Annotated in this window: 2 protein-coding genes; one reads left to right on the forward strand and one right to left on the reverse strand. The window is 66.5% G+C overall.

Going from position 1 to position 12,946, the window contains the following annotated elements:
* Positions 1-88 precede the first annotated feature (88 nt).
* Entirely contained in the window at positions 89-11,953 is an 11,865-nt protein-coding gene (locus PSR88_RS27770) for a non-ribosomal peptide synthetase (protein WP_157180172.1), read from the forward strand.
* 5 nt (positions 11,954-11,958) lie between these two features.
* Here PSR88_RS27770 and PSR88_RS27775 read toward each other — a convergent pair whose 3' ends face one another.
* Entirely contained in the window at positions 11,959-12,849 is an 891-nt protein-coding gene (locus PSR88_RS27775) for an esterase/lipase family protein (protein WP_016883584.1), read from the reverse strand.
* Between the last annotated feature and the right edge of the window lie 97 nt (positions 12,850-12,946).

Here is a 12,946-nt window from a genome sequence, read left to right on the forward strand (position 1 = left end):
CTGGGCCGCGAGTAGCGTCGGAAAGAGGAGTCGATAACCGCAGCTGAGTGAAACGGGTGTTCCCCTTGGCGCGCTTCAGTGTCGATACATGGATTGCCGAGGGCCGAGGGTGTCATCGCTGGACGATTTCGATACGACTTCGGTCCTTTCGGACACGGTGATGGCAAAGGCTGTATGGCCATCCGAGATGTTCCCACTCTCCGCCGCTCAGCGTGGAATGTGGTTCGCCCAGCACCTGCTGGGCGACGTTCCGATCGTCATTGCTCAGTACGTAGAGGTCGGTATCGCTGATCTCGACATCGGCCTGCTCGCACGGATCGGACCCGCCGCACTCCGGGAACTCGGTACCGGACTGCTCCGAATCGTCGAGTGGGACGGTGAGCCGCTCCAGACGGTCGACGAGTCGCTCGGCTTCGAGATGACACATCTCGACTTCCGTTCCGACCCTGATCCCCGGGCTGCGGCTCTCGCGTGGATGCGCGCCGAATGCAGCAACCCGATTGATCTCCTCCATGATCGGCTGATCCGTTCGGCAATGTTGCGCGTCGCCGACGACTGCTACTTCTGGTACTCGCGAATTCACCACATCGCCCTCGACGGCTTCGGCGCCATGACGTTCATGAACCGTGCCGCGGAGCTGTACACCGCGGCGGTCGAGGGTCGCGCGCCGGCCGAATTCACCGCCAGTGGACTGCGGGAGGTCGTCGAAGAAGAGGCGCGCTACCGCACCTCGAGCCGGTTCGAGACGGACCGCAAGTACTGGGCCGAACGCAGCCACAATCTTCCACCGACGATCAGCCTCGCCGGGCGAGCGGCCGAGATCGGCGCGCAGTCGCTGGTGAGCAGCGCACCGCTGCCCGCCGCCACGACAGCCGCACTGCAGAGTCTGACCGACCGGGAACCCGGGGCGACGTTCGCGACAGCCGCGGTGGCTGCCGTCGCTGCATTCTTGGCCCGCCTGACCGGCCAGGACGACGTGGTGTTGAGCCTGCCGGTCTCGGCACGCACCACCGCCCGGCTGCGCCGCTCGGGCGGCATGATCGCCAACGTCCTTCCGATCCGACTCTCGGTCGGGGACGAAACGACCTCCGTCGACTTGATGAGACGGACGCAACGGGAGTTGACCGGAGCACTACGTCACCAGAGGTACCGGCACGAGGACATACGGCGGGACGCGGGCGTCCTGGGTGGTCGCCGGGGGTTTTTCGGGCCGTCGATCAACATCATGATGTTCCACGACGAGATTCGGCTCGGTCCGTCGATCGGCCGGCTCCACGTGCTGACCACCGGTCCGGTGGAGGACCTCGCAGTGAACATCTATCCCGGCGTCGCAGGCGACGTGGCGCAGGTCGACTTCGAGGCCAACCCGAATTTGTACACCGAACAGGAGCTGCGCGGTCACCATGTCCGGTTCCTCGAATTCTTCGCCGCCTTCGCGTCAGCGGCCACCGACCGCATCGCCGCTCTCGACGTGCTGCACGCCGACGAACGCGCAGGTCTCGTGCCATGTCGCGGTCCGCAGGCAGAGCCGGAGCGGCTCCTCCCCGACTTGCTGGCCGACGGCGTTGCCGCCGCACCGGGCGCAGTCGCGATTCGGGCGGCGGGACGGGAGGTCACGTACCGCGAGCTCGACCAGCAATCCAATCAACTGGCCCGACTACTGATCGAATCGGGGGCCGGACCGGAAACCTTCGTCGCGCTGAGTCTCCCCAGGTCGGCGGAGTCACTCGTCGCGTTCTGGGCGGTCGCCAAGACCGGGGCCGCCTTCGTGCCTGTCGATCCGAAGCTCCCACCCGAGCGAGTCGCGCACATGCTGTCCGATTCGGGGGCACTGGTGGGGCTCACACTGCACGAACTGCGTGCAACGCTGCCCGACGGAATTCACTGGCTCGTCCTCGACGACGACGAGGTGCGCGCACGCTGTGACCGACAGCGGAGGGCCGCGATCGGCGACGCGGATCGCCGCGCCCCGCTGTCGGCCCACCACCCCGCGTACATGATCTACACATCGGGATCGACCGGGCTTCCGAAAGGCGTCGTCGTCACCCACACCGGTCTGTCGAACTTCGCTGCCGGCGCCCGCCCGGAACTCGGCGTTCACGACGAATCGCGGATGCTGCGGTTCTCGTCGGCCAGCTTCGACGCCTCGGTATTCGAGATGATCCAGGCCTTCAGCGCCGGCGCCACGATGGTCGTCGCCCCGCCCGAGGTGCACGGTGGCAGCGACCTCGTCGACCTGCTGAGCGAACAGCAGGTGACCCACATCATCACGGCTCCCACGGTGATGAACACAGTCGACCCGCGTGGGCTCGAACATCTCGAGGCGGTGGTGGTCGGCGGGGACGTGTGCACCCCCGACCTCGTGGAGCGGTTCGGCCAGGTGTGCCGCTTCACCAACAGTTACGGGCCGACCGAGACGACCATCATCATCACCGCAGGTGAGCCGCTGACGCCGGGCGAACCGATTACCATCGGCCGCCCGATCCAGGGTACGAGCGTCGTGGTGCTCGACCGCAAGCTCCGCGCGGTGCCCGCCGGGGTGGTGGGTGAGCTCTACCTCGCCGGCCCCGGAATCGCACGCGGCTATCACCATCGGCACGGGCTGACGGCGAACCGATTCGTGGCCAACCCCTTCGGTGAGCCGGGGTCTCGGCTCTACCGCACCGGTGACGAGGTGCGCTGGGTGCGGTCGTCTCAGGGAACCGAGGCGGGGCACTACACGCTCGAGTTCATCGGCCGGTCCGACACCCAGGTCAAGATCCGTGGCTTCCGCATCGAACTCGGCGAGATCGACTCGGCACTGCTCGCCCAGGACGGCGTCAACTTCGCGGCGACGGTGGTTCATCGGACGGCGGGTGGCACGACGGCGCTGGTCTCGTACGTGCGCCTCGACACCGGTCGTGAATTCGATCCGGTCGCGATTGTCGAGGGCGTCGCCGAAATCGTGCCGTCCCACATGATCCCGTCGGCGGTAATGCGGCTCGAACACGTGCCGGTGACGGCGGCCGGCAAACTCGACCGCAGTGCACTGCCGCAACCACACTTCGGATCAACTGAACACGAGTTCCGCGCCGCCTCGACACCGGCGGAGGAGCAGCTCTCGGGTCTCGTCGCCGAGGCACTCGGCCTCGACCGGGTCAGTGTGGACGACAGTCTCTTCGCGCTCGGCGGCGACAGCATCGTCGCGATGCAGATCGCCGCCCGAGCCAGGGCGTTCGGTCTCAGCTTCAGTGCGCGGGCCGTATTCGAGCACAAGACGATAGCCGGAATCGCCGCGGTGGCGGTGCCGGTGGAGGCAGAATCGGCGGTCGTCCTCGAGGAGCTCGAGGGCGGCGGCGTCGGGCGTATCCCACCGACGCCGATCATGTACTCGATGCTCGAGCGGGGCCCCTTCGCCGACTTCTTCCAGGCGCTGCTGCTGACCTTGCCGTCTGATGTCGATCCGGATCGGTTGAGTGCGACGCTCGCGGCGGTGCTCGATCACCATGATGCCCTGCGTTCGAAGTTCGTCCCCGACGACGACGGTACCTGGGCGTTCGAAACGACGGCTGCCGGTAGCGTTCCGGCCGGCGATCGGATTTCGAGGATCGTCACGGCGGCGGCACCCGGCAGCCGCACGTTCACCGACGTGGTGAGCGCCGAGTGTGCGGCGGCTGCGGCCCGCCTGGACCCGGAAAACGGGATCATGCTCCAGCTGGTGTGGTGTGTCTCCGAATCTGCGGGCGCACCAGGCCGACTGCTGGTTATCGCGCATCACCTGGTGGTGGACGGTGTGTCGTGGCGTGTGCTGTTGCCGGACCTCGCGACGGCGTGGCTGCAGCTGGGCGCGGGGCAGACACCGACGCTGGCCCCGGTGGGCACGTCGTTCCGCCGCTGGGCGTATGGGCTGCAGGACGCGGCAGATCGAGGAGTGCACACAGACGAATTACCCTACTGGCGAGAGGTTCTCAGCGGTCCTGACCCACAGATCGGCACACGACCGATCGCGCCCGCGATCGACACGATGCGCACGACCGAGCGGGTACATATCGATGTGAGTCCCGCAGTGACCGATGCGGTGCTCGCTCGACTTCCCGATGTGTTCGGCTGCGGCGTCAACGACGGACTCCTGTCGGCGCTGGCGATGGCGGTCGTGCAGTGGCGACACTCGCACGGGATCGACGAGCGTTCGGTGTTACTGACGTTGGAAGGTCATGGGCGCGAGGAGGAGGCGGTGGCCGGCGCGGATCTTGCACGTACCGTCGGTTGGTTCACCAGCGCCTTCCCGGTCCGGCTCGAACTGCCGGCCGTCGAACTCGGCGGGGCGTTCGAGGGTGGACATGCTGCCGGTGTCGTGATCAAGGCCGTCAAGGAACAGCTCGTCGCGGTGCCTGCCCGTGGCGTCGGATTTGGATTGCTTCGGCATCTCGACGAGAGCGCGAGGTCGATTCTCGGGGGTCTTCCGGAGCCGCAGATCAGTTTCAACTACCTGGGCCGCATGGGCGTGCAACACCTCGGCGACTTGCAGGATCTCGGCTGGCTGCCGGACCCCGAGGCACCGGACCTGATCAGAGCGAGCGGATCCGGCATGGCCGTGGCTGCGGTGATCGACATCAACGCGATGGTGGTCGACAGCCCCGAGGGACCCCGGTTGACGGCATCGTTCGCGTATCCGACCGGGGTGATCCGCGACTCCGACGTCGCCGCCCTCGCGGATCTGTGGCGAAGCGCCCTCGATGGTCTTGCCGCGCACACGGTTCAGTCCGTCGCGGGTGGTCTGACACCGTCCGATTGCCAGCTGGTCACGGTGAGCCAGAGTCGGATCGAGCATTGGGAGCGCTTGTACCCGGGGCTACGAGAGATCTGGTCGCTGTCCCCGTTGCAGTCCGGTCTGCTGTTCCACTCGACGCTGGCCGCCGATTCGCTGGACATCTACACCGCGCAACTGCGCATCGAACTCGAGGGCGCGGTCGACTCCGCGCGGTTGCGCCGTGCCGCCGCAGGCGTGCTCGCACACCACGCCACTCTGCGTGCCGCGTTCGAGTACGACGACCACGGTATCCCGGCGCAGTTGGTTGTCGACACCGTGGACGTGCCGTGGCGTGAGGTGGATCTGACCGGGTACGGGACGGCCGCCGGAGAGGAACTCGAGCGTCTCCTCGACGAGGACCGTGTCGCCCGATTCGACCTCACCCGTCCCCCGTTGCTGCGACTGCTGTTGATCCGCACCGCACCAGGACAGTACGTGCTGGCACTGACGAACCATCACATCATCCTCGACGGATGGTCGATGCCACTGCTGGTGCGCGAGCTGCTGGTTCGCTATGCCGCGGACGACGCTCCCGCCCTCCCGGAGCCGCGGCCGTACAGCACGTACTTGGAATGGGTGGCGACACGCGACCGCGATGCGTCCTTCCGCGCCTGGGAACGTGCGCTGGAGGGGCTCGAAGAGCCGACACTGCTTGCGCCGCAGGCGTCCTCGGAACAGTTCGGCGTGCCGGCTGAGGTTGACATCGCGCTGCCCGCGGCCCTGATCGATGCGCTCGACACGGTGGTGGCGCGCCATGGAGTCACCATGAACACCGTCGTCCAGGCGGCGTGGGGAATGCTGCTGTCCCGGTTGCTCTCCCGTCGCGACGTGGTGTTCGGTGCCACCGTGTCGGGTCGGCCGCCGCAGCTGTCCGGTGTCGAGAGCATGCTGGGACTTTTCATCAACACCGTGCCCGTGCGAGTGCGGATCGACCCGGACGAGACGTGTGCGCAGCTGCTCACCCGCCTCCAGGGTGAGCAAGTTTCCCTGCTCGATCACCATTACCTCGGGCTCGGTGACATCCAGGCACGCATGGGTCTGGGCAACCTGTTCGACACGTTGTCGGTGTTCGAGTCGTACCCCGTCGACAAGTCCGGATTCGACGAGCACACCGACATCGCGGGGATGCGAGTGACCGCTCTCGATGCGCGTGACGCCACGCACTATCCGATCACCCTGCTGTCGATCCTCGAACCTCGACTGCGGCTGAGCCTGCGTTACCAGCACGGAATTTTCGATCGCGCTACCGTCACGACACTCGCGGCGCGTGTGATCGGGATTCTCGAGACCATCGCGCGCAATGCAGGCACCCCGGTCGGCGACGTCGACCTGTTCGTTCCGACGGAACGGGAGCTGGTGGTCGACACCTGGAATGCAACGGAACACCAGGTGCCGCGCCTCACCCTCGCCGAGCTGTTCGACGCGCAGGTGGCGCACACGCCGAACGCCCCAGCCGTCGTGTTCGAGGGGACGGTGATGACGTACGCAGAGTTCGACGCCCGCGCGAATCAGCTGGCGCGGTTCCTGATCAGCGGCGGTGTGGGCCCCGAATCGCTCGTGGGTGTAGCGGTGCGACGCTCGGTGGATCTGCTGGTGGGAATCTACGCCGTGATCAAGGCCGGCGGCGCGTACGTCCCGATAGACCCGGACCAGCCGGCCGAGCGGATCGCGTACGTCGTGGCAACCGCCGGTCCAATCGTCGTTCTCACCATGACCGCCGATCGCGTCGCGCTACCCGCCGAGGTTCCGGCCGTCGACCTCGACACCCTCGATGTATCGGCGCTGTCCGATGACCCCGTCCGGGACCGGGACCGGTTGGGGCCGTTGCATACCCGAAACCCTGCGTATGTCATTTTCACCTCCGGCTCCACAGGCAGACCCAAGGGTGTGGCAGTGCCGCACGAGGGCATCGTCAACCGGCTGCTGTGGATGCAGCATCGATACCCGCTGAGCGACGACGACGTGATTCTCCACAAAACCCCCGTGACATTCGACGTGTCGGTGTGGGAGTTGTTCTGGCCGTTGCAGACCGGCGCGCGACTGGTGATCGCCGAGCCGGACGAGCACCGTGACCCCGCCTATCTCGAGCGGGTGATCCGCGCAGAATCTGTGACCACCGTGCATTTCGTGCCGTCGATGCTCGCCGTATTCCTCGCCGGGGCGCATGTCGACGGGTGCAGTTCATTGCGTCGGGTGTTCACCAGTGGTGAGGCGCTGCCGCCTATGACGGCGGCGGCGCTGCACCGCGCGAGCGAGGCCGAGCTGCACAACCTGTACGGTCCCACCGAGGCATCGGTCGACGTGACCTACTACGAGACCGGGCCGGACGAGACCACCGTGCCGATCGGAGCGCCGATCTGGAACACCCAGACCTATGTGCTCGACGGACGCCTGCAACCGGTTCCGGTGGGCGTGGCGGGGGAGTTGTATCTCGGCGGCGTGCAGCTCGCCCGCGGATACCAGGGCCGGTCCGATCTGACGGCGGACAGGTTCGTCGCGAACCCCTTCGTGGCGGCGGGAAATGTGCGAGACCGTAGTCGGCTGTACCGCACCGGTGACCTGGTTCGGTGGCTGCCGACCGGGCAGCTCGAATACCTGGGTCGCACGGACTTCCAAGTCAAGCTTCGCGGCCAGCGCATCGAACTCGGTGATATCGAGGCGGCGCTGCTCCGGCACGGCGATGTTGCACAGGCGGTGGCACTGGTCCGCAACGACGGGTCCACCGGCGACTACCTCGCCGGATACGTGGTGCCTGCGCCCGGGAGGTCCCCGGCCGAGCGGGCCGTCCTCGATTTCGCGGCCGCCACGCTTCCCCGATACATGGTGCCGTCGGCGCTGGTCGTGCTCGCGCAACTGCCCTTGACCGCGAACGGCAAACTCGACCGCAAGGCACTGCCGGTCCCGGAGTTCGCGAGTTCGGCGCAGTTCGTCCCGCCCGGCACCCCGACCGAATACGTCCTCGCGGAGATTCTCGCGGACGTACTCGGCATCGACCGGATCGGGATGTCGGACAGCTTCTTCGACCTCGGCGGCAATTCCCTCGTCGCCACCCGGGTGATCGCCCGGATCAACGCCGAGTTGGGCACCGGGGTGAGTGTTCGGACTCTGTTCGAGAACCCCACCATCGGAGCTCTCGCCGCACTGGCCGATCGTGCGCATGTTGGCGCGGGACCGCGCCCGGAACTGCTGTCCCGCTCGAGGCCGGACCGGATTCCCCTGTCGCCCGCTCAATCCCGGATGTGGTTCTTCAACCGGTTCGACCCCACGTCGAGTGCGTACAACGTGGCGGCGGCGCTCCGGCTGTCCGGCTCGCTCGACCTCGACGCACTCCGCCAGGCCGCTGCGGACATCCTCGAGCGGCACGAATCGCTGCGCACCATGTACCCCGACTCCGCCGACGGTCCGCACCAGGTGATCCTGCCGGCGATCGACGTAACGGTCGGCAGCGACCTGATCGACGTGTCGCTCGCGTCGGTGTCGGACGCCGATCTCGAGGACCGAATCCGGGCGGCCTTAGCCCGCGGTTTCGACGTGACTACGCAGATCCCGATCGCGTTGAGCTTGCTGCCGCGGGAGGACCTGCACGAGCACGTGTTGGTGATGGTGGTGCACCACATCAGCATCGATGGCTGGTCGATCCAGGTACTCGCACGCGATCTGGTGCACGCCTACTCCTCCCGGCACGCGGGACACGAACCGGGTTGGGCGCCGCTGCCGGTGCAGTATGCGGATTACGCGTTGTGGCAGCGGGAGGTTCTCGGTTCGGAGGAGGATTCGTCGTCGGTGATGGCGGAGCAGCTCGCGTACTGGGCGGGGGCGTTGGCCGGGGTGCCGGATGTGCTGGCGTTGCCGTCGGATCGGCCGCGTCCGGCGGTGCGGTCGGGTGTGGGGGCCAGCGTCGGGTTTTCTGTGCCGGCCGGGATGGTGCAGGGCCTGCGGGCGCTGGCTCGCGAGCGGGGGGCGACGCCGTTCATGGTGGTGCAGGCGGCGTTTTCGGTGTTGCTGGCGCGGCTGAGTGGGACCTCGGACATTGTGATCGGGTCGCCGGTGGCGGGGCGGGGTGAGGCGGCGTTGGACGATCTGGTGGGCATGTTTGTCAATACGTTGGTGCTGCGGGCCGATTGTGAGCCGAGTCGGTCGTTCGCGGAGTTGCTGGTTCGGGTGCGGGATGCGGATCTGGAGGCGTTCGGGCGGGCCGATGTGCCGTTCGAGCGGTTGGTGGAGACGCTGAACCCGGTGCGGTCGCAGTCGTTTTCTCCGTTGTTTCAGGTGATGTTGGCGTTCCAGAACTACACGCAGTCGGTGGTGGAGCTGCCGGGGTTGACGGTGTCACCGCTCGAGGTCGAGTGGGCGGTGGCGCAGTTCGATTTGTCGATGACCCTCGGTGAGCCGGCCGGCGGTGACGGCGGGTATGTGGGCACGTTGTCGTATGCGGCGGACATCTTCGATGCGGTGACGGCGGAACGGATCGTGGAGCGGTTCGTGCGGGTGCTGGGGGCGGTGGTGGAGGATCCGGCGGTGCGGGTGGGGGATGTCTCGGTCGTCGATGATGACGAGTGGCATCGGTTGCTGGTGGAGTGGAACGACACCCGGCGTGAGGTGTCGGGGGAGTTGTTGCTCGATGGTTTCGAGGCGCAGGTGGCGCGGGCGCCGGATGCGGTGGCGGTGGTGTACGAGGGTGAGTCGGTCTCGTATGGGGAGTTCGCTGCTCGGGTGAACCGGTTGGCGCGGTTCCTGATCTCGCGGGGTGTGGGTCCGGAGTCGTTGGTGGGGGTGGGGATGGGTCGTTCGGTCGAGATGGTGGTGAGCATCTATGCGGTGCTGACGGCCGGGGCGGGGTATGTGCCGCTGGATCCGGAGCATCCTGCGGAGCGCACCGAGTATGTGCTCGCGACCGCGGAGCCGGTGGTGGTGCTGACCACGTCGCGGGACGGTGGGGCGTTGCCGGTGTCGGTGGAGGCTATCGAGGTCGATGTGCTGGATGTGGCGGGATTCGATTCGTCGTCGGTGACCGATGCGGAGTTGGTGGCGGCGGTGCGGCCGGAGAACACCGCGTATGTGATTTTCACGTCGGGGTCGACGGGGCGGCCGAAGGGGGTGGCGGTCAGCCATCGCGCGATTGTCAATCAGCTGTCGTGGTTGGTTTCGGCGTACGGGTTCGATGATTCGGATGTGGTGTTGCACAAAGCTCCTGTGACGTTCGACGTGTCGTTGTGGGAGTTGTTCGTTCCGTTGAGTGTGGGGGCACGGATGGTCATCGCGGCTCCGGAGGGGCATCGAGATCCGGAGTATGTGCTGTCGTTGATCGCGGACGCTGGTGTGACGGTCGCGGCATTCGTGCCGTCGATGTTGGCGGCGTTGTTGACGGATCCGGGGGTGCGGATACCGGATTCGTTGCGGTGTGTGTTCGCGGGCGGTGAGGAGTTGCCGGTGGACTTGGCTACGCGGTGGGGGACGAGGTCGGCGGCGCGGTTGGACAACAAGTACGGTCCGACCGAGTGTGCGGTGACTGCGGCGTCGTATCGGTGTGGTGGGGGTGAGTTGCTGACTGTTCCGATCGGCGGGCCGGTGTGGAACACGCAGGCCTTCGTCCTGGATGGGTGGTTGCGTCCGGTGCCGGTGGGGGTGGCGGGTGAGTTGTATCTCGGTGGTGTGCAGTTGGCGCGTGGGTATCAGGGCCGCGTCGATCTGACGGCGGAGCGGTTCGTGGCTGATCCGTTCGGGGGTGTGGGTTCGCGGTTGTATCGCACCGGTGATCGTGTCCGGTGGAACTCGAACGGTGATCTGGAGTTTTTGGGGCGCATGGATTTTCAGGTGAAGGTGCGGGGTCTGCGGATCGAGTTGGGGGAGATCGAGTCGGTGTTGGCGGCGCAGGAGTCGATCGCGCGGGCCGTGGTGGTGGTGCACGAGGCGGGGTTCGGTCAGCAATTGGTGGGGTATGTGGTGCCCGAGGGCGGATGCGCGGTCGAAATCGAGTCGGTGCGGGAGGTGCTCGGTGGGACGCTGCCGCGGTACATGGTTCCGGATGTGCTGATGGTGCTCGATGTGTTGCCGGTGAGCCCGTCCGGGAAGTTGGATCGGCGGGCGTTGCCCGATCCGTTGTTGGTCACTCGTGAGTTCCGGGCGCCGACCAACCCGGTCGAGGAGACGGTGGCGCGTGTGTTCGCCGAGGTTCTCGGCCTGGAGCGGGTGGGTCTGGACGACGACTTCTTCGCCCTCGGTGGCAACTCACTCGTCGCAGCGCAGGTCATGTACCGGGTGAGAAGCGAGCTGAAGTCGGCTGTGCCGCTGCAGTGGCTGTTCTCGGATTCGACGACGGAAGCCCTGGCCCGCCGCATCGAGCGCGGTGTCGCGGGCACAGCCGAGGAGGGCCTCGGTCCGCTGCTGCCCATCCGCGCGGGCGCGGGGCCGCCACTGTTCTGCATCCATCCCATTGGCGGATTATCTTGGTGCTATTCCGGTTTGACCAAACACCTCGATACCGATCTCCCTCTCTACGGCGTGCAGACTCCGTCGATTCTCGAGGAGAGCTATCGTCCCGAGTCGCTCGAGGAACTGGCCGTTCGCTACGTCCGCGAGATCCGTCGCGTCAGCCCCACCGGCCCGTACCGGCTGCTCGGCTGGTCGCTCGGCGGTGTCATCGCCCACGCGATGGCAGTGCAGCTTCAGGCAGCGGGCGAGCAGGTGGAATTGTTGGCCATGATGGACAGCTTCGTCGGATCTGACGTGCTGGACGGGCCGGTCGACGTCATCTCGATGAGCGAGTTGCTGGGCGGTTTCGGCATCGAGGAGGCCGCCGCGAAGACCGAATCCGGTCGCGGTCTCGACGGTGTCACTGTCGCCTTGGCCGAATTGACTGGGTCTTCCGTGGAACGAGTCGGAGAGGTGGTGGGGAGGCTCCTGTCGACAGCGGAGCGGAACTCCAGGTTGATGTCCGAGTATCGGCCTGCACACTTCGACGGTGACATCGTGTTCTTCACCGCCGCTGCGGACGACATCACCGGAGAGCGGGCAGCCCAGGGGTGGGACAACGCAGTCACGGGCGTGGTCCACAACCACGCGGTGCCGGCCACGCACTGGCGGATGACCTCACCCGAGGCCCTTGCCGTCACCGGACCCCTCTTGACCGACGCCATCAACCACATCAGGCAAGTCGACACGTGAGCGTGTCACTCCCCAAAGGGTGTCGACTCGCACACCACAGGCCGCGGGTGCGCGGGATCGAGCGCGTTGAGGACATACGTCGCGGCGACCGGGTCGGCGATGAGTTCGAGGTGGGAGGCGTGGTCTCTCGGACACCGTTCCTGCAACACGATGTTCGTCGCGTTCGGCGCCTCCTCGTACCCGCTGGTGTAGGGGACCACGACCGTGTCGTATCGGGTCATGATGTTCGTGTAGGTGATCCGAGGCGCATACACCCCGCCGTCCCGGATCCTGGTCATGAAGTCGGAATCGGGCGCCATCTCGAGGCATGCCTGGCACAGAGGGAGAAGCTGGTCGCTGTCGGCGCCCTTCCACAACGGGGCCAGCGACACGTACCGGTCGATCTTGTCTGCACCGCCCAGGAACTTCGTGTAATAGGTCGGCATCAGCGAGCCCTGGGAATGACCCACGAGATCAGCCTTCCCGGCGCCGGTCGACGCCATGACACGGTCGACGAACGCTGACAGCTGCTGCGCGCTGGACACCATCGACTCGACGCCACCGAGGGAACTGATCGGCCACGGTGTGTTCGCCGGTGCGCCGTAGGTCAGTGCGAAGACGCAATAACCCTCGTTCGCCAGCAGCGGCGCGTAGGTTTGCCAGTTGCTTTGCTTGTTCGCGGTCGAACCGTGGACCAGGATCACCGGCTCGGGATGCGCCACACCCGGTCGGCACGCCCAGTCATTCGAACCGGGCGCCGACGCGTCGGGATGGGTCAGCTCGAGGAATGCGCCGTCGGGAACCTCGTAGGGCACCGGTAGGGGCGTGGCTGTCGGTGTGGCATTCACGGGGGCCGTGAGGACCAGCAGGAGGCCGCACTGGGCTAGAAGGAACAGGATCGTTCGACGAGCGATCACTCATCCAGCGTAGGTGATCGGCACACCCGGCTCGACGGGCGATTGTGGAGGTGGAGTTTCGCCGATACAGGACTCTGTGCGTGTGCGACTCGTAAAC

The organism is Rhodococcus sp. DK176 (assembly GCF_038447315.2).
GTDB lineage: Bacteria > Actinomycetota > Actinomycetes > Mycobacteriales > Mycobacteriaceae > Rhodococcus_F > Rhodococcus_F jostii_A.